The organism is Bacteroides muris (ex Fokt et al. 2023) (assembly GCF_024704895.1).
Classification (GTDB): Bacteria; Bacteroidota; Bacteroidia; order Bacteroidales; family Bacteroidaceae; genus Bacteroides; species Bacteroides muris.
The window spans coordinates 152,833-173,614 of record NZ_JAMZEE010000001.1; the positions used below are offsets into that span (position 1 = coordinate 152,833).

The window sequence follows — 20,782 nt, forward strand, 5'->3', positions numbered from 1 at the left end:
GAAATCGATTTTTAAATCCGATAAATTTGTACCATGATGAAATTCAAAGACGTACTATTTTGTACCACAGCTTTTGTTCCAGTTTTGTCGGGAGCCAAGGAGTTGCCGAATATTATCTATATTGTGACCGATCAGCAAACGGCTTCTGCCATGAGCTGTGTGGGAAATACGGATGTGCATACCCCGAATATAGACCGTTTGGCGCAGGCGGGTGTCTTGTTTACCAATGCTTATTGCTCTGCTCCCTTGAGCGGTCCTTCTAGGGCATCCATGTTTACGGGACACACATCCCATGAAATAGGTCTTGCGAGAAACAATGTGCCTATGCCCGATTCCTTGCGGGCAACGACCTTGGGAGTTCTGATGCAGCATGCCGGATATGAATGCGCATATGCCGGAAAGTGGCATGTACATACCGCTTCCATACCGGATCGGGAGTTTGGTTTTTCTGTCCTTCATCCGCACACCGACCACGGATTGGCTGAGGCTTCCGTTGCCTTTCTTGAACGGGAACACACCCGGCCCTTCTTTCTTGTAGTTGGCTTCGATAATCCCCACAATATCTGTGAATATGCACGTGGGCAGAATCTGCCATACGGCAATTTGCCTGAACTTTCTCAAGACGAATGGCCTGGATTGCCCTTGAACTTTTCCCGCCATCCTTACGATGCCGATGTGATAACCTATGAACAATCGCTGAACTATTCGACCTATCCCACGCGTCATTATTCCCCGGATGACTGGCGTCGCTATCGCAGTCTTTATTTCCGTTTGGTAGAAAAAGTGGATGCTGAAATCGGAAAGATTGTCGACATCATTGATCGGCGGAATCTATGGAAGAACACGGTAATTATCTTCACGAGCGACCACGGTGACGGTGTGGGAGCACATCAATGGAATCAGAAGTCTGCTCTTTACGAAGAAGTGGTGAACATCCCTCTGATAGTGACTCTACCCGGAAAGAAGAATGCCGGAAAAGAGATGCCGCAGCTCGTCAATGCAGGTGTTGACTTCTTTGCTTCCGTATGCGACTGGGCAGACATTCCTCTGCCCGGAGGTTTGTATGGCGTTTCTTTTAAATCCTTGGTTGAGAGTGCCGACCCAGAACAGGCACACCAACCTTATGTGGTCATAGAAACCACCTTCGACAAAGGTATTACCCGTGGTTGGGCTTTGCGTACTCCGCGTTATAAGTATGTGTTGTATGATAAAGGAAACTATCGTGAACAGCTTTATAACATGGAGGACGACCGCGGAGAGATGCGTAACTTGGCTCTTGAAAAGAATTATCGGGAAGTGTTGCAGCAGCATCGCGCCTATTTGGGCGAATGGATGAGACGGCATCGTGTGGCGCAGATACGGCCTGAGGTACATCTAATCCCAGAGTAATGTTCTTTCCATTTTGTAACTGTTTGCATCGCTTGTGAAACTTCGGTAAGCTCAAAATCGGTTTCTCAAAGTTCTGCAAACAGTCGAGCGACGGCTACTTCGTAGTTGCTTAGCTTCGTTGTCTTATGGATGATTTTCTTTGCTTTCCGGTCGGCATTGGGAAGCAGGTATTCCCAAAAACTTTTCATTTTTGTCAGCAGTTGTAGGTCACCACCTTGTAGGCGTTCCTTGTAGGCATTGAACACTTCGTTGTGTAGTAGTCTCACTTTTTTTGCCATTTCATCGGAAGAAAGAGGATGTCCTTGCTGGTACTCCCAGGCCAAAGCAGGGTTGGCGAGCAATCCACGTCCTATGACAACACCAACCAATCGGGGAAAGCGGGCGACTATGCTTTCGATGTCATCTGGCGTGTGTATGTCACCGTTGTACAACAGTGGTTTGTCACATCCCTTGTAGAAGGCTTCAAAGCCATTCCAGTCAACAGTACCTTTATACTGCTGGATGCCTAAGCGCGGATGGAGAGTGACATGTGAAAGTGGCAGTTCGTTCAGTAGAGGGAGCAGGGCGAGGCACTCGTCCGCATGTTCCCATCCCAATCGCAGTTTTACTGAAAAGCGGATTTCCGGGAACTTCTCTACAGCGGTTTTCAGCAGCGCCTCTACCTCCTTGGGGTGGGGCAACATACCTGCTCCGTTGTGCCGCTTGACCAACATGGGAAACGGACAGCCAAGGTTGATGTCGGCTTCCCGATAGCCGTATTCGATGAAAAGGGCCATTATCTGCTCTAATTTATCGGGAGTCGGGGCTATGAGTTGCGGAATGAAGTGCATTTCCCTGTTGTTGTCGGGATGGATTTCGCGTATGTCCTTGCGACGGATTTCGCCGTGTTCCACACGTACAAACGGAGAATAGTAGGTGTTGATACCTCCGAAGATTCGGGCATGTGCCAAGCGGTAGGCCGAATCAGTGTAGCCTTGCAGTGGGGCGAAGTAGATGAGTAATCTGTTTTCGTTCATATCGGCAAAGATACATGTTTTCTTGCGAAACAGCACTTGCTTTGCCGAAATTCTATATTTTCCCCACTACTTTCTCCGGCTTTTTATCGCTTGCTAACTATTTGTTCAGCAGGATAAATTCTATAGGCTGCCCGTGTCTGCAAGTCACGGTGAGTACTGTTTCTGTTTGTCCTACTTCTACGGTTACGTCCTCCTGCAGTGTTTTACATTTCCATTGACCTTTCAGTATCAACTTCTTCTCAATGGGGCGGCTTGGCTCTTTGGTGGTAAAAGCCTTTTCAGAGATATTCAGATTGGGGTCGCATACGCTGAGCAAGAGGTTGGAACCAGATTGCTTTTGCATTACCATCGTTTCTGCAGGGATGGAAAGGAACAGTTCGTCTTTTTGGGGAAGATAAGTTTCAAAAGCTGCGTATGCAGTGATACCTGTCTGTTTATCGATAACCACATGGGCGATACTGTCTTTGTGGAGTATCTGGTAAGGTGCTTTCCGTCGGGCGGCATCCAGTTCTTTTGGACTGGGCTGTATCAATACCATATATTCGTATTCGGCATTTTGTGGCGCTGCCCCATGATTGATATAGGCAGAAGCAAAAGTTCCTTGTGTCTTGGCACGGGTTTTTTCATGGTGGGAGTCTTGCCGGGCAATCTGTATCTGCACGTTATCTCCATTCACCAGATAGTAATTGTTATATCCATCTTGGATGCAATGACGTTTGCCATCGTTTAATTCTTGGTGGAAAGGCACGTCCTTTAGTTTGCCGTCTACATAGATGTCGCTTTTCCCCTTTTGGAAGGTACTTTGAAAGAGCGTTGTTTCCGTTGGGAAAGAAGCATTGCTATTGCTGATACCCGTACCCAGACATATCATACGGTTATTGAAACAGAACACAGATTTGCGGGCAACGAAATCGGGTGTGAAGTTTTTCAAGTTACGTTCCATCAGCTTCATGGCAAACATACCGTTCTTACCTTCAAGGGAACTGCTGCCGGAGAAGTTCTCTTTGGAATGTGCCATGGTGGTACCGGGCAGAGGACTGTCTAGTAAGTCGAACGGTAAATGTATTGTGGTGGTTCCGGGCAGACGGTTCCAGTCCCATCCGTTTTCATCGAAACCGCTGGCTTTGCGCGACGGATAACCCATGATTTGGACGGAACCATAACTTTGGTAACGTCCGTAACGATTATCTTTCCTATAGATTTCGGATCCCCATACATCGGTAGTATAGCCTTTCAAGGTTACCATCCAGTCGTTTCGGCGGAAAATGCCTGCCGAACCATAATTGTATACAAAAAAGCCTTGCGGAGCTTTTGCGGGGGTAATTCCTTCTTTTCTGAAATAGATGGCTTCGGGAGTATCATTGTTGCAAAGCCGCATATAGTCTGCTGCTAAGTGGTGGTCGAAGGTATTGCTTTCTCCTGATAAGTCTCCGGCAAGGGCAAGATAGGCAAAGGCAGCTACGTCATTTTCTTTCATGGAACCTCCGAAAGGGTGTCTTCCGCTGATACCGATACCCCATTCATAGATGTTGCAATAATTGCGCATAGATATGAATGCGGATTTCAGCACCTGGCGTGCTTCCATGGTAGGCACGTACCGGGTATGGCTGGTGAGTGCTATGAACTGCCCTACCATGGCGAGCACTCCGGTGGTATAGGCAGGATAGAATCCTCCGTGGTGGAAGGTTGTTCCGTCTACCTTGATACCGCCAATGGTTCCCGGACTGTATTGCAAGGAACCACTCAGCCATCTGGAGAGTCCGGCAAGGGCCCGTGCTCTTTCCCTTTCGTCCACAAACAAGAGTGCAGATACGGTTTTTGCCATCAGCAGGGTGTGCCAGCTATCCAGTAATTCGTCCCGTCCGTATTGGAAAGGTATCCTTGTTTCTTGTAATGCTGACCAGAAGATAAGTGCTGAGAGAATATTATCCCTATTGGGAGCTTTCCAGATAGCGTCGCGCATCAGCCATGCCGTAGTATATATTTTTCGTACCTGATAACCGTAGTGATGGTTGGTGCCCATGCCACTGCCAAAAGCGAAACCTTGGTTGATAGCGTAGTCCCAAACGAGGAAGTAATTCTTTGCCGATTGGGCAGAATGGTTGTAGTAGGCATCGTATGCAAACCCCGAGAGCATATCTTCCAGATTGTTCCAAGAGAGTTCGCCTTTTCGACGGTTTAGTTCATCGGGTGCTACAACGGGAGCACCGGTGAAACCGTTACTGGATGGACGGATATTGGCCGCCTTGAATGTGCTGTAGGCTTTTGATATTCCTTTTTTAGGTGCTTTTGGGGTGTCGAGTATTGCGGTCAGCCGTGCTTCTACAGTGGCCAGTTCTTGTTTCTCGTCGGTGGTTAACGATTCGCTCAGAGGTAGGTCGTATTGATATTGTTCCCATTGCCAGACGCGGCACCAATGCCACAGGTCGCGATAGGTCAGCGAGTTATTGGTCGGCATCTGCAAATCGGGGGTAGTACGGTCATTGATTTTTTTTACCGGGAAGGTCAGTCGGTCTATAAAGACTCGTCCGGTGCGGTTGGGGGCAATGATACGGTAACCGGCAATTTTCTTATCTTGTTTGTCTCCTTGCATGTGCTTGAAGCTTATCCAGCAGGCGCGCCATCCGGCAGCGTATAGTCGGAATCCGAAGTGATGGGAAACATGTCCGTTGGGAGAGTAAAATTCAAAACGCAGGGAGTCTTGCTGAGGCTTTTCATTGTATATCCACAGAGTGATTCCGTTGTCGCCCTCCAGGGTAAAAACAGATTCGGATGGAATGTCCAATATGCTGTTAGGAGAGAATTTCCACTCCAGGCTCTTGCTTCCTTCTTTATAGTATGATGATGATAACGCCAACTCTTGTTTATCGGAACTTTTGAAGTTACAGGGGATTTCTTCTTCGAAACTTACGAATTGTGCAAAAGCGGATGAACTAAGATAGGTCAAAATAAATAGCAACTGAAAAAACTTTCGTGTCATAACTATCAGGTTAAATAAGGTAATTAATTGATTGTGTTACAAAATTACGGAATATTGTTTTCATAAGATGTGTGGATTGTACAAAACAAGTGGTAAAATCATTCATTAAAATGAGGAGAGTAATCTCTCGATTACCCTCCTCTGCACAAATAAAATTAATTAAGGTCTATTTGATTATTTGTGATATAGAGATAATAAGGTTAGAAGTCTTGCGGTTTTATTACCACCATTTGTTCTGTTTTAGTTTAGTATTCACGGACAGTTCTTTGTTGGGAATGGGATAGAACTGATGTTTTTCTTCTGTTTTGGCTGCTACAGTAGCGGCGAAGTCATATTTGCCACCGGTCTTGTCGGCCTTGGCTTCATTTTCACTCTGTGAGTTCCAGCGTTTGTCGGCTGCTGCCGTACCCAGTGTATTCTGCATTCTTTCCAAGTAAATTCCCCAACGTACCAAATCGAACTTACGTATGGACTCGAAGCAAAGTTCGCGGGCGCGTTCATCACGTAATTCTTGTTGGAACTGGTCGTATGACAAGTTTTTGAGTTCCGGAATGCCGGCGCGCTTGCGTACAAGATTTATTGCTGTATAAGCCAGGTCCGTAGGTTGCTTGTTCACTTCATTTTCGGCTTCGGCCAGCATTAGCAATACGTCGGCATAGCGCAGAATCGGATAATTCTCGGGAGTCCAGTTCTTGTTCTTGTTTTCGGCTGTTTCCCACTCACGGCGGAACTTACCACAACGGCGCATGGTGATTTCATGGTCTTTCCATTTTACTTGCACGTCTTTCGCATTCAAGTAATAAGGTGCCATGGAAAGGTCACGACGTTTGTCTGTACTGTTCTTTTCAAATAAATCCCAAAGGACTAATGTACCTGCATAGAAAGCATAGGTATAACCTTTACCCGTGGCGTTACCATTTCTTTGGGCGTTACCGATGGTATTACCAATACGGCTTTCGGTATAATTATTGTCAAGGCGAGTACCTATAAATTCTACTTCCCAGATGGATTCGTTATATTCAGTGTCATATTTATCTGTTGCCATACACTTCCACATGGCGTACACATCAGGGTTTAAGTCATGTTTCTTGGATTTGTAGACTTCATTGGCATATTGAGCCGCTTTTTTATAATAGGCTTCTCCACCGTCGGAAGGTTTTCCTGCTCTCCATAAGCATACGCGTGCTAGGATGCCATATACAGAAGTTTCTTTCACGTGGGATGGGCTTTTGTCATATTCTTTTTTGTCAACCAAGGGAATGCAATCTTCCATTTCTTTGATAATCCAGTCTAATGCTTCCGCATTGGAGGTGGCAGGCATACTGGCGGCATTGATGTCATCTAAAGATTGTTTGCGGATAGGCACCTCATAGAAAGCCTGTACAAGTAAGAAGTGATAGTAAGCACGGAGGAACTTAGCTTCCCCTTTGATTCTATCTTTGGCGATTTGACTCATTTCTGCCTTGTCTATGTTCTCAAGCAAACCATTGGCGTTTTTAATGCCGGTGTATAGTGCTTCCCAGATATTCCATATTTCTTGAGTGGTGCTGGTATAGTCGTTTGCCCATAGCTTACCGGAAAAGTTGCTGTTGCGCGTATAGTAGCTCAGGTCATCTATATTGGTCATTTCTGTGGAATAGAAATTACCATATAAGTTGGCGGTTGCCATTGGGTAATATACTGCGGCAAGTGCCATGGTACATTCAGACTCGTTTCTATAGAATGTGGTTGGTGAAACGAAATCGTATGGTTCGGTTCCTAAGAAGTCACATGAAGTCATAGAGACTACTCCTATGAGGACAAGGGCTTTTTTGAATATATTATAGAACTTTTTCATCATTGTTTTTGTTTTATACGTTTGTTGTTAGAAAGTAAGGTTCACTCCGATAGATGCGTTGAAAGAGCGTGGATATGCAGACCAGTCGAATCCGGGAGTCAATACCGAATTACGTGTAGATACTTCTGGGTCTGAGCCGGAATAGCCTGTAATGGTAGCGATGTTTTCAGCGGAAACAAATACTCTGGCAGAGCTGATGAATGCTTTTCTCAGCATCTGTGCCGGAAAATTGTAACCTAAAGAGATGGATTTCAGTTTCAAGAACGAACCATCTTCCACATAGAGAGAACTATACTCGTTGGAGCCGAGGGCATTTGCACGGGGCATGTTGCTATACGGGTTTTCGGGAGTCCAACGGTTGGTATAGGATGCAAACATGTTAGTGTTCTTCTTCTTGGCGGGATTTTCAAAGACCATTCGGTTAGCGTTCAGAATATCATTTCCTAAACTCCATTGCAAGAAGATACTGAGGTCCCAATTCTTATAGGTAAAGCTATTGGTGAAACCGCCGGTGCATGTGGGCAGGCCGTTACCGATGGTGGTACGGTCTTTGTCATTGATGATACCGTCGCCTGTATCAGGAATACCGTCGCCATTGGTATCTATCGTAGGCATGTCTTTATATTTGGGGTCACCGGGTTGGCAGCCTTTCACGTAAGAAGCGATACCCTCTTTCAGGGTGTACACTTTCTTGCCTTTGTCGTCCGTAGTGATGTTGAAGTCCGATTCTTTGTAGGTACCTTCATAAATGAAACCATACATCTTGCCGGCCGATTCGCCGATACGGCTGACGTATGCGGGCATGGTTTTGTACTTGTTGTCCCAGCTTACATAACTTGTAATTTCACCTTTTCCTTCCGTCAATGCGGTAATCTTGTTGGAGTTGAATGCTATATTGAAGTTGGAAGTCCATGAGAACTTCTTATTCCTCAGGTTGATAGTTTCCAAAGTAAGCTCGAAACCTTTGTTCTTGAGTTTACCGACATTGAGCGTTGCACTGGAGAAACCGGAACTGCCTGGAACATCAGCTCTGAGTAACAAATCCTTAGTGGTTTTTATATAATAATCGGCAGTCACGTTGATACGTCCGTCGAAGAAACCTAAATCCAGACCGAAGTCTATTTGTTCGGTAGTTTCCCACTTGAGTTGTGAATTGGCTTTATTGGCAATATGGAAACCTGGGGTAAATGAACCATTCCAAGGATATTTATACACGTTGTCGCTTGTAATCAGTTTGGCCATGTAGTCAAAGTCGCCCACACGGTTGTTACCTGTCTGGCCGTAGCTGAGGCGTAGTTTTCCATTAGACAGCCAAGAAGCATTTTCCGATACAAAAGCTTCGCGACCGAAAGCCCATGCCACAGATGCAGAAGGGAAATATCCCCAGCGGTTGTTTTTCGGGAATTTAGAAGAACCGTCGGCACGCATGGTGGCGTTAAGGTAGTATCTTGAATCATAGTTATAGTTGATACGACCGAAATAGGACATCATCTTGCTTTCTCCCTGGTTGCTCTCTATGGTTTGGTTGGTACCTTTATCTAGTCCTGCCATACCGAAAGACTCATTACTGATATGTTCGGTTGCTACGGAGTGGGAGTAATTGCTGTTCTTCTGTAAACTTAAACCTGCCAGTACATTCATGCTGTGAAGTTTTTTATTGAACTGATAGGTCAATGTGTTTTCGTTCAGATAGCTTCTGAATTCATATTGGTACAACTTAGCATTGATACCTTTACTTTGTGTATTGGAAGGGTGAGAATTACCGGTACGGGTATTAGGACCATTAAACTCTTCTTTCTTTATGTCACGGCTCGAATAGCCTGCTGCAACTTTAAACTTCAAGTTCTTGATGATTTCATACTCTGCACTCAAGTTGGCTTGCAATGTGTTGGTAGTGTTCCTGCGATATTCGTTCTTGGCCGACAATACAGGGTTGAAGCGATAGTCTTCTGCCATGTCTATATCGGTATCGTAAATTTCGTCTTTTAAGTCGGCGCCTGACGGAGATACGGGACGGTAAGCCCATACACTGTACATGAATGCGGTAGACATGGCGCTGGTGTTGTTCGAGGGATTGGGCCCGTTCTGTGTTGTACTGGCAAAGTTGGCGTTGGCATCTACCTTCAGTCTCTTGTTGAATTGCTGGCTGAGATTGACACGTGCCTGGTATCTGTTTAAGTCAGAATTGATGATGACGCCTTCCTGGTCATTGTAGGATACGGAAGTAGAATATTTCAAGTCGCCGGCATTGCCATTCAAAAGCACGTGATGGTTATGGCTCATGGCTGTGCGGTAAATCTCTTTCTGCCAATCGTAGGATTTGAATTTGCGGTAATCCTCCAGTGTATTTCCATCTTTCAGATACATGTTCTTGAAATCCTCTGCACCCATGACTTCTTGTTGGAGTTTCACAAATTCATATCCATCCATCATTTCGGGGGTATTGTTCACCAGTCCTACCGTGAAACTTCCGTTGTAGGAGATGGTCGGTTTTCCAGATTTGCCTTTTTTCGTAGTGATGATAACTACACCATTAGCACCACGCGAACCATAGATGGCGGTGGCGGAAGCATCTTTCAAAACGTCAATGGATTCGATGTCATTCGGGTTTAAAGAACCCATGTTAGAGGTTTCTTGCGGGAAACCGTCGATAACATATAGAGGCGCTGTGCTTTGGGTCAATGAACCGGCACCACGAATCACGATGTTGAAGTTGTCACCGAGTCCGCCGTCCGTCGATGAAACCTGCACACCTGCAATACGTCCTCCTAAAGACTCAGCAACATTGTTTACCGGAGTTTTGACTAATTCCTTGATGTCTGCTTTCGCGATGGAACCTGTCAGGTCTTTGCGGCGGACATCGCCGTAACCCACTGCCACTACCACTACTTCTTGCAGTTGTTGTGAGTCTTCTTTTAAATTGATGGAAAGTTTCTGCTGATTGTTTACCTGAATTTCTTGTGTCTGATAGCCGATGAATGAGATAACCAGAGTTCCTTTGGCTGGTACACCGGACAAAGTGAACTCTCCGTTCATATCGGTGATACTGCCATTGCTTGTACCCTTCACGAGGACTGACGCACCGATGATCGGACCGAAGTCATCATTCACCGTTCCGGAGACGGTCAGTTCCTGTGCATTGGCCTGCGTGGCAAATAGGACAAGTAACATAATACCTAATGCTTTAAAGAAGCTGGATTTTTGTTCCATAAATATTAATTTAATTAGTTAATAATAAAGGTTGTTTCTTCGTCTTGTACTCACTTTGGGGTGAAATCACATCGCAAATGTAGGGGATGGAATATACAAACATATCCGTTAATAGTTCGCAAAAAGTACGAATTCGTACAAAACCCGCGGACGGCAACACTCTTGTACTTTTATCTCCCTCCGTTTCACGGCTCTTTCATTTGAGGGAGTTAGAAGGAGTTATCGCCCTTTAACTCCTTTAAATGAAAGGGCCGTGCCTCCGTTTTAGTCCTTTGCGCTCTTAACCTTTTCCAGCAGGGCGGAGAGCGCTTCTATCTTTTCCGGATGGGCATCTGCCACATTGTCTTTTTCAGACGGATCGACGGAAAGATTGTACAGTTGGGGCTGCGGGGCGTTTCCCATTTCCGTTTGGGTCCAATACTCCAGTGCGGGTTTGTCGCTGGGCTCTATGTATTTCCAGTCTCCTTGGATAATGGAGAGTGTATTGTCCAGATTCTGTTGTACAATATAGTCACATCCGGCAGTATCGGTTCCCAGGAAGTTGTTGAGCTGGTCGCGGCTGTCGGGAGCGATGCCTGCTTCCAGCGGATGGTTCAGCAGGGCGGCGAATGAAGCGTATACATCAATCATGGAGAAGGGGGCTTGTTGTTTGCCGGGCTTGATGCCGCCGGGCCAGCGTACGATGAAAGGGATGCGTGTGCCGGCATCGAAGGCGCTGTATTTCCCGCCGCGGTAGTGCTTCATGGGAGTGTGGCCGTTCAGCAGTTCGCGTGCCCGGTCTTGATAACCGTCGTCTATGACGGGACCGTTGTCACTACAGAATACGAAAATGGTGTTGTCGGCAATGCCGAGGCTGTCCAGGGTATGCATGATTTCGCCCACGGTCCAGTCCAACTGGAGGATGACATCGCCGCGCGCACCCAGACCGCTCTTGCCGGCAAACCGCGGGTGCGGTACGCGGGGAACATGTACGTCCTGTGTCCCCATATAGAGAAAGAAAGGTTCGTCTTTATGGGCGGTGATGAAGTCCTTCGCCTTGTCTGTTATCACGTCGGCGATGTCTTCGTCGGTCCAGAGGGCGGATTTGCCGCCGGTCATCCAGCCGATGCGGGGAATGCCGTTGATGATGGTATTGTTGTGTCCTTGGCTGGGCTTCATTTTGACGAGTCCGGGATTTTCGAGGCCGGTAGGCCAGTCACCTACTTTGTGGTCGTAGCTCACGGTGATAGGGTCGTTGGGGTCGAGGTTTACCACGTGCCCGTTCTCTACAAAGACGCAGGGGACGCGGTCGACGGTGGCGGGGATGATGTATTCATAATCAAAGCCGATGTCTTGGGTGTTCGGTTTAATCCGGCGGTTGAAGTCCGTACCGCCTTCAGGGCCCAATCCGAGGTGCCACTTACCTACTGCGCCGGTTGCATAGCCTTCTTCCTTGAACATATCGGCCATGGTGACGCAGGCGGTATCGATGATGAGTTCGGAATTGCCCGGAGCAATGCCGGTATTCTTCTGCCGCCAGGGATACATGCCTGTCAGCAGGCCGAAACGGGAAGGGGTGCTGGTGGAAGAAGTGGCATAAGCGTTGGTAAACTGCATGCCTTGTCCGGCAAGGCGGTCAATGTTGGGAGTGCTTACTTTGGTGGCACCGTAACAGCTCAGGTCGCCGATACCCAGGTCATCAGCAATCAGATATACTACATTGGGCTTCTGCGGCGAGTGCTCCGAAGTCTTGTCTTTAGGTTGGCTTCCGCATCCCGCTATCAGGGCTGCACCGGGAATCAGAGACCACAAGGGGGAAAAATGCTTCATAGTTCTTTGACTTTAGATTGTAATTCTGAGGTCAAAGGTAAGAGGTTTTATGGAATCGGGTGTATAAGGAAGTACAAGGGAAGGGAGAAAAAGTACAAACCGTATCATGCGATGGCTTGATGTACAATATTAAGATGTCTCTTCACTGTCTTCCGTACTTTCCTCTCCTCCATTCTCTCCTTTGCGGTAGGCCAGTGGGCTGACATGGTAAATGTCCTTGAAGCATTTGGAGAAATAGCGTGAAGAACTGAAACCGATCCGGTCTGCAATTTCAGTAATATTCAGCTCCGGATTGTTGCGCAGCATCAGAGCGCCTTTCTTCAGGCGGATGGTCAGGATAAAGTCGTTCGGAGTTTGTCCGGTGATAGCCTTTAGCTTGGTGAACAGATTGGTGCGTGCCATTGCCATCTCACGGGCAAAGACGTTGACGTTGAATTCCGTATCGTCCAGATGTTGCTCAATGACTGCCATGGCGCGGTCCAGAATTTCCTTGTCTATGGGGTTGGTGGCAAGCATCTGTACAAAGGCTTGCGGCTGCTTGCTGAACTTTTCCTGCAGAAGGATGCGCGAGTTTACGAGGTTGTTGCAGCGCGAAATCAATAGATTGGTGTTGAACGGCTTGGTGATATAATCATCCGCACCGATGCGCAGTCCCTCGATGTTCTGTTCGATGGCAGTACGTGCCGTGAGCAGTACCACGGGAATGTGGCAGGTGTTGAAGTCACTTTTTATCTGTTTGCACAGTTCCGTTCCCGACATGTTGGGCATCACTACGTCGCTGACTACGATATTGGGCATTTCGCTGCGTACCAGTGCAAGTCCTTCCGCTCCGTCGGCCGCAGTCAGCACTTCGTAGAAGGGCTTGAAGATACCTGCCAGCATGTCGCGGATGGAGTCGTTGTCTTCCACTATCAGGATTCTTGCATCCGGCAGTCGTTTGATGGGAGCATTCTCTTCCAGTTCCGCCTTGAGCAGGGCATCGTTTTCCGGTTTGGGAATCTCTATCTGTTGCACGCTGTCTGCATTCTTGTTTATTTGCTCTTCGTCAAACAGTGCGTTCCCCAATTGCAGGTTTACGATGAAGCTGGTGCCTTTGCCCAATTCGCTTTCCACACGGATGGTGCCGTGATGGAGCTCCACGATACCTTTCGTCAATGCCAGGCCGATGCCCGTACCCGTCTTGCTTGCATCCGTAGAGTCCGTCCGGTCTATTTGGTAGAAGCGGTCGAATATCTTGTCCACTTCCCGGGCATCTATGCCGCTGCCGGTATCGGTCACGCGGATGACGGCATTGCTGCCTTCGGTCTTGATGCCGAGGGTGATGCTGTCTTCCGCCTTGGTATGCTTGATGGCGTTGGACAGCAGGTTGTTGATTACTTTCTGCATCTGTTTTTGGTCATACCATACTTCGAGGCTGTCTGTTTCCTTCTCGAAGCGGAGGCTGATTTGTTTGGCGCTGGCATATTCCAGGAAAAGCAGATAGTTCTCGTATAGGAAGTTCACGATGTTGTGCGGACTGACCTTTATCTTCATGTGCCCTTGTTCCTGCTTGCGGAAGTCGAGCAGTTCGGTGATGAGTTCCCGTAGCTGTATGCTGTTCTTGTAGATGCCCAATACTTTGTTATATATGGCAGGCGTGAAGTTCTGGAGTTGCATCAGCGTTTCCACTTGTGCCACGATGAGTGTCAGCGGGGTGCGGAATTCATGGGAAATATTGGTGAAGAAACGCAGCTTCGACTGGTTCAGGGCCTCTACGTCGCGGATGTGCTTCTGTTCGTACTTCAGCGATTCGCGCAGCTTGATTCTCGACTTGTAGGTACGCACTAGATACCAGAGCAGGCTTCCCGTCACTATCAGGTAAATAAGATAGGCAAGGGGAGTCTTGTAGTAGGGAGGCAACACGTGAATGGTCAGGCGGACTTGCGGACAAAGGCTCTCGTCTTTTCCGTTGGGCCTTATAATCAACTTATAGGTTCCGGCGTTCAGGTTGGTATAGGTGATGTTGTGCAATCCACGGGCACTGTTCCAGTCGTTGGAGAAGCCTTCCAGCTTATAGATGATGTCGTCTTTGTTGGCGGCTACATAGTTGGAAGTGGCGAACTCTATGCTGAACATGGACTGATTGGCGTTGAGCGTAATCTCGGGGGTGCAGTACAAGGCTTGTTGCAGGATGCCGGTCTCATCTCCCACTTGTATTTCCGTTCCGTTCACAATGAGGCGGGAGAGGATGATTTTGTAGGGCTTCGGCGTGAAGTTCAGCTCCATTTCATGGAAGGAAATCATTCCCTGCGTGCCTCCCAGGAATATCTCTCCGTCACGGGTCACGCAAAGGGCATTCTCGTTGACGGCAGTCGTCGGGAAACCGTTTTCGGCGCTGTAGTTTATGAATGCCTTTTGCCGGTAGTCGAAGATGGAGAACCCTTCGTTGGTGATGAGCAGCAGTTTGCCGCTGGTGGGAGATTCCCGGGTTTCATAGATGCAGTCGCTGGAAAGGCCGTTTTTCGCCTGGTCAAAGTTCTCGAAGTCGTTGCTTGCAGGATGATATAAGTCCAGCCCGCTGCCCGAGGTGGCGAACCACAGATTGCCCTTGCTGTCTTGGGTAATGTTGTTTACATTGTTGTTGCTGATACTGTGCGGGTCGGCAGCGTCATGCCGGTAGTTGGTCAGTTCGTTCGTATCGAAGCGGTAGCTGAACACACCTTCGCCCGTGGCTGCAATCCAGAGTGTGCCATTGTTGTCAAAGGTAATGTCTGCCACCATCTTGATTTTTTTGCCTTCTTTACTGTCTTGGAACAATAGCCGGCATTTCCCGTCAGCCGGATCGAAAAGGCAGATGCCGTTTTGGGTGGCTATCACCAGTTGGTCTTGGTAGGGGGCGATGTCACGGATGATGTCCGACGGCAGTGTTTCCGGATCATTGACTTTCATGCGGTAGTGTGTGAAGCGTCCCGAACGTATGTCCAGCTTGTTCAGTCCTCCCAGATGTGTTCCTATCCAGATGACATCTTTGGCTGCATCGTAGTAGAGGGCTTTGATATTGTTGTGTGAGATGCTGTTCGGGCTGTCTTCCGGACGGAACCATCTGAACCTGCGGGTATGCCGGTCGTAGTAATTCAGTCCTCCCCCTTCGGTTCCTATCCACAGGTTGCCGTCCTTGTCTTCTACGGTGCGGCCCACTACCGGGTTGCTTAATCCTTTTTCTTCGACGGAGGAATAAGAGTACCGGGTATATATTTCATATTCCGGATTGAAATAGTTGACCCCTCCGAAATAGGTGCCCAGCCACAATGTGCCTTGGTTGTCCTTCACAATGCACCAGATGGAAGAGTGTGTCAGTCCGTCGTTCTGGGCATCACTGGCAGTATGGTTCTGGAAGAGTCCCGTACTTTTGTCATAGCGGTTCAACCCGTTGAATGTTCCAATCCAGATGTTTCCCAGATTGTCTTCACAGCAGGCTCTCACGAAGTTGGAAGAGATACTGCATGGATTCTTTGCGTCGTACTCAAAGACTTCGATTTCCCCGTCGGCCTTTACGTGGTGCAGCCCTTCTTCCCAGCTGCCAATCCATAACTCGCCTTCGCTGTCTTGGTATATGCTGGTGATGTTGCCTTTTTGAATGGGGTGTGTCAGTTTCTTGTCAGTCAGGTTCAGCCGGTACACTCCGTCGCTGGTAGTACCTATCCATAGGTATCCTTTATCCAGGTGCATACAATAGATGTCCAGATTCTTGTCGGCCAGTTGGTAGTATAGGTCGAAGTTCCCGGTTTGTTCGTTATAACGATAGATTTCGTTCTTTTTTCCAATAAAAAGAACCTTGTTGTAGTAGATGCTGTTGACGTTTCCTTGCAGCAGGGTGGTGAATCTTTGGGTGGCGAGATTGAACTCGGCTACTCCTTCCGTGCAGAGCAGGTAGATTTTCCCGTTATGGTTGCCGGTCAGTCGCAATACGGTATTGCAGAAGAGGCTGTGCGGGTCGTTCTTCCGCAGTTTGTAAGTTTGTATGTCTTTCCCGTCGTAGCGGTTCAGTCCTTCGCGGGTTCCAATCCATAGGACACCGTTTTCGTCGATATAGAGGCTGTTTACGGAGAATTGCGACAGTCCGTCGTCGGTCGTCAGATGATTGAAAGTAATGTTTTGACCTTGCAGGGTTGTGGCAACCATGCTCAGTAATACAAGAAGCAGCCGGATGGTAGACTTTCGCACTTTTTCTGGTGGTTTTTAAGGTTTCAGTTACAAATATAGGTATATTTTATGCAAGACTTCTTATTTATCCGGAGCTTTTTGAGGTTATGTCCGTTTAAATGTATAATTTTGGATGCTCGGTGAACCATACTTGCCTTTTGGCATAAGGCAAAAGAGCATTTTTGTAAACTAATTAATCCATAAATTGTCATGAAAGACCTTTTATCTATTGTATCTCATTTTCGACTGAAAGGTACGGTCGTTGAAATCAAGCCCTTAGGTGCCGGACTAATTAACGACACGTACAAAGTGACCACCTCCGAAGCCGATGCTCCGGATTATGTATTGCAGCGTATCAACCATGCCATCTTCCAGAATGTGGAGATGCTGCAGGCCAATATCGGGTCAGTGACCGGACATATACGCAAGAAACTGGAAGAAAAGGGCGAATCCGACATCGAGCGGAAAGTGCTTCATTTCGTTCCCGGGGCGGATGGAAAAACCTATTGGCATGACGGTGAGAGCTACTGGCGCGTGATGACCTTCATTCCCCGTGCCAAGACTTACGAAACTGTAAATCCTGAATATTCCTACTATGCAGGAGCGGCCTTTGGCAATTTCCAGGCTATGCTTGCCGACATTCCGGATACACTGGGCGAGACTATTCCCGATTTCCACAACATGGAGTTCCGCTTGAAGCAATTGCGTGAGGCGGTGGCAGCCGATGCGGCCGGACGGGTGAAGGAAGTGCAGTATTTTCTGGATGAAATAGAGAAGCGTGCCGAGGAAATGTGCAAGGCAGAGCGCTTGCACCGTGAAGGCAAGTTGCCCAAGCGCGTCTGCCACTGTGATACGAAAGTGAACAACATGATGTTCGACGAAGACGGTACGGTGCTCTGTGTCATCGACCTGGACACGGTGATGCCCAGCTTCATCTTCTCCGATTATGGCGATTTCCTCCGCTCGGGTGCCAACACGGGGTTGGAAGACGACAAGAACCTGGACAATGTGAACTTCAATATGGAAATATTCCAGGCATTCACCAAGGGTTATCTGGAATCGGCCAAGTCCTTCCTGCTGCCGATAGAGATTGAGAACCTGCCGTATGCGGCTGCCTTGTTCCCGTATATGCAGTGCGTACGCTTCCTGGCAGATTATATCAACGGTGATACTTACTATAAGATTCAGTATCCGGAGCATAACCTCGTCCGTACCAAAGCTCAGTTCAAACTGTTGCAGAGCGTGGAGGAACATACGCCGGAGATGAAAAAGTTCATTGACTCATGTATCTGAAAAAGTATCTGATGATGATAGCGGCCGCCCTTTGCATGCTGCCGCTGTCTGCAATTAATCCCCAAAATGGTAAAATGAAAGAATTGAATGTAAAGAAGGTGAGTGTGGCCAACATACCGGTGGAATCGGTTCCTGCCCTTCTGGATAAAGAGAAAGTGGCTTTTCAGCCTGTCAATACGGTGAACTGGGCGGACTTTTCCTATTGCCCCGATGTGGAGTTCCGCATAGCGCATACGGAAGATGCCGTTCTGCTGCATTTCAAGGTAAAGGAAGCGAGTGTGCGCGCCGTTGCAGGGCACGATAACGGTCCGGTCTGGGAAGATGCATGCGTGGAGTTCTTCTCTGTGCCCGCCGGTGACGGAGTGTATTACAACATGGAGTGCAATTGTGCCGGAACGCTGCTTATCGGTGCAGGTGCCGGACGTGAAAACCGCCGGCATGCCCCGCAGGAGGTGCTCGACAAGGTACAGCGTTGGTCTTCTCTGGGGCGCGAGGCCTTTGAGGAAAGAGTGGGAGAGTGCAGCTGGGAAGTGGCCCTGGTCATCCCTTATTCCGCTTTCTTCCTGCATGACATCACTTCGCTGGACGGCAAGGCAATCCGTGCCAACTTCTATAAGTGCGGCGACAAGCTCCGGACTCCTCACTTCCTTTCCTGGAATCCGATAGGGCTGGAGAAGCCGAACTTCCATTGTCCGGAGTTCTTCGGTGCACTGCATTTCGAGTAAGGAGGCGGTATTTTCCGTGTGAACCCGGTATTCGGAATCAGATCTTCAGCAAGTTCAAAAGAGAAAGTTTGCAAACCTGCCCTCACTACCCTCACCGCTTTCCTGAAACGCCCTGTTCATCGGCATTGCGGTGGTGAGTGAGAGCAAATAAAAAGGGTGAGGGCAAAATTTGCCCTCACCCTTTCGGCTTTATCCTGTTGCTTACTATCACTCCCCTCAAGACGCACGGGCTTTCGTCCATCTCTCCCCCGTCCTTTATTGAGAAAAGCATATATATTTCTTGTGCCAAACGCAGTGTATTGACAACGGCTCACCTTAGTGGTCTGCTTTGTTCACCTAAGTGAGCTGATTTGTTCACCTTAGTGGTCTGACTTGTTCACTATAGTGGAGCATTGGCAAATCAAAAGGTTTCTCGGGAGAAACACGTATGCGGAACACAAAGAAACCCTGTACAGCACACGATGAATATGGTTCAAACGGGAATGCATCCTTTGAAAAAAACACGACCGGACAAGGATAAGCTAAACAAAAAACATTATTTTTGCAGTATATCAAGCTGCAAACTGCATGAGAAAACGAACCATAGCCCTCATAGCCATACTGACCGCACTATTGGCAGCCTGCACAGAAACGACAGGCTACAATACAACATTGGTACAAGCAGACTCGCTGATGGCATCGCATCCGGACAGCGCACTGCACATGCTGCAAGGCATCCCAGCCGAGAGCCTGAAAACAAAAGCAGACCGTGCCTACCATGCACTGCTGCTGACGCAGGCACGGGACAAGAATTACATAGTGCAGACGGATGATTCACTGATTTGTTCTGCTATGGCTTATTATAACCAGACTAACAATACTAATTTGCAAGCTCGTAGCTACTATTATTGCGGATGTGTTTACAGAGATATGAAGAGAACAGAGGAAGCTGTTTCCTGTTTTTTAACAGCCAACACTTTAGCAAAAGAAATAAAAGACATCAGTTTGCAAAGCCGTATCTGCAATAATATAGGTTACTTGTATTATGCACAAGATTTAAATGAGCAAGCAGATTCCATATATCGGGAAGCGGAGCAAATGGCTGTCCTGCTGAAAGATTCGCTGCTTCAGGCAGAAGCTTTGTCACAGCAGGGAATGATTCGGATGGAAAAAGGGAAGTCATTCTATCCGAAAGCTGAAAAACTGATGCTGCAAGCACTGTATATGGCTAAAATGACAAACAACAAAACTCTGAACAGAACCATACTGTCTGCACTAAGCACATTGTACTACAGAATGGAGAATGGAAAGAAAGCAGTGGAGTTTGCCAAGCAAAACTTTGCCCTGCAGGAAGATACAACTTTCTGCTACAATGCTTTCTATATATTAGGAAATGCCTATTACGAGAACCGGCAATATGACTCTGCCTCCTTCTATCTAAACAAAGCCCTTCCTGATAAGAGTCATGCCATAAAAGCAGGAGTTTACAAGTTATTATCAGATATAGCAAAAGCTTCCGGAGATTTTAAAACATCATTGGACTTGGAACGAACCGGCTCCATCTACACGGATAGTTTGCGGAACAACCGTAACAGACAAGCCTATTCCGTGATTGATGCCGAAAAGAGTGCCCAGATAGCCCATCAACAGAAGAAACACGATTCAGTCATCAGTAAATATAACGGTCTCCTGCTGTCTGTTGTAGCGGCAGCGTTCTTGGCCTTGTACATGCTGAAAAGATACCGGAGAAGAACCTTCCTTTTGGAGGAAGAAAAGGACAGACTGAAAGAGGTACAAACCGCAATGCAGCAACAAAATGCCAAACTTGAAGAAGAGCAACGGCAGAAAGAAAACAGAATCGCATATTTAGAAAGAGAGTTGGAACAACTGCATTATGATGCAGCGCAGAAAAAGCAATTGCGTAATGAGCTGGAAGCCCTGAACCACGAACGAGTTCTGCTCTTGACAAGCACACAAAAATATTCGGATGTAAAAACCAAGATGAAGCAAATCATCCAAGACTACAAAGACCATGACAGCTCGGAGCTGCACATGGAAAAGGAGGACTGGTTGCAACTGATTGCCGAAACAGACCGACGTTGGAACCAAATCACCTTAAGGCTATGTGCGGATTGCAAACTGCTGCAAGAAGAAATTCACCTCTGCTGTCTATACCTGACCGATTTGCCGGTCAGCTATTTCGGATGTCTGTTGGGCTGCAAACGAGACACCGTCTACAAAAAAGCGAATCGCATTGTTGAGAAGCGGATGGGCTTTCCTCACGGTTCAACTTCTCTGCAAAAGGTGTTGAAGGAACTGTGCGTTAAGACAAATTAACTATTTATACATATATAAGCACCGT

At 47.5% G+C, this 20,782-nt stretch carries 10 protein-coding genes; 4 read left to right on the forward strand and 6 right to left on the reverse strand.

What is annotated here, in order from left to right; genetic code table 11:
* Window positions 1-36 precede the first annotated feature (36 nt).
* A complete protein-coding gene (locus M1B78_RS00485; protein ID WP_369904470.1) occupies window positions 37-1,389 on the forward strand; it encodes a sulfatase family protein in 1,353 nt (450 codons plus the stop codon).
* A gap of 65 nt (window positions 1,390-1,454) precedes the next feature.
* Here M1B78_RS00485 and M1B78_RS00490 read toward each other — a convergent pair whose 3' ends face one another.
* From M1B78_RS00490 to M1B78_RS00515, 6 genes are all read right to left on the reverse strand, one after another.
* A complete protein-coding gene (locus M1B78_RS00490) occupies window positions 1,455-2,405 on the reverse strand; it encodes a tRNA-dihydrouridine synthase family protein (protein ID WP_257939592.1) in 951 nt (316 codons plus the stop codon).
* 97 nt (window positions 2,406-2,502) lie between these two features.
* Window positions 2,503-5,385 carry a chondroitinase family polysaccharide lyase gene (locus tag M1B78_RS00495; RefSeq protein WP_257939593.1) on the reverse strand — a complete coding sequence of 961 codons (2,883 nt, stop codon included), beginning with the start codon at window positions 5,383-5,385 and terminating at the stop codon, window positions 2,503-2,505.
* A 220-nt stretch (window positions 5,386-5,605) separates the two neighbouring features.
* Complete coding sequence (locus M1B78_RS00500) at window positions 5,606-7,222, reverse strand: RagB/SusD family nutrient uptake outer membrane protein (protein ID WP_057281930.1); 1,617 nt, start codon at window positions 7,220-7,222, stop codon at window positions 5,606-5,608.
* Between the two features lie 27 nt (window positions 7,223-7,249).
* The gene (locus M1B78_RS00505; protein ID WP_430732558.1) at window positions 7,250-10,432 is read right to left on the reverse strand and encodes a SusC/RagA family TonB-linked outer membrane protein; all 3,183 of its coding nucleotides are present in this window, start codon (window positions 10,430-10,432) and stop codon (window positions 7,250-7,252) included.
* 264 nt (window positions 10,433-10,696) lie between these two features.
* The gene (locus M1B78_RS00510) at window positions 10,697-12,241 is read right to left on the reverse strand and encodes a sulfatase family protein (RefSeq protein ID WP_257939595.1); all 1,545 of its coding nucleotides are present in this window, start codon (window positions 12,239-12,241) and stop codon (window positions 10,697-10,699) included.
* A gap of 129 nt (window positions 12,242-12,370) precedes the next feature.
* Entirely contained in the window at window positions 12,371-16,444 is a 4,074-nt protein-coding gene (locus M1B78_RS00515) for a hybrid sensor histidine kinase/response regulator transcription factor (RefSeq protein WP_257939596.1), read from the reverse strand.
* Between the two features lie 189 nt (window positions 16,445-16,633).
* Between M1B78_RS00515 and M1B78_RS00520 the strand changes: the two genes are divergently transcribed.
* The 3 genes from M1B78_RS00520 (at window position 16,634) to M1B78_RS00530 (ending at window position 20,757) form a co-directional block, all read left to right on the forward strand.
* The gene (locus M1B78_RS00520; RefSeq protein WP_257939597.1) at window positions 16,634-17,716 is read left to right on the forward strand and encodes a phosphotransferase enzyme family protein; all 1,083 of its coding nucleotides are present in this window, start codon (window positions 16,634-16,636) and stop codon (window positions 17,714-17,716) included.
* Window positions 17,707-18,441 carry a carbohydrate-binding family 9-like protein gene (locus tag M1B78_RS00525; protein ID WP_257939598.1) on the forward strand — a complete coding sequence of 245 codons (735 nt, stop codon included), beginning with the start codon at window positions 17,707-17,709 and terminating at the stop codon, window positions 18,439-18,441. The genes M1B78_RS00520 and M1B78_RS00525 overlap by 10 nt, the downstream gene beginning before the upstream one ends.
* Window positions 18,442-19,008: 567 nt before the next feature.
* Complete coding sequence (locus tag M1B78_RS00530) at window positions 19,009-20,757, forward strand: hypothetical protein (protein ID WP_257930529.1); 1,749 nt, start codon at window positions 19,009-19,011, stop codon at window positions 20,755-20,757.
* Window positions 20,758-20,782: the final 25 nt, after the last annotated feature.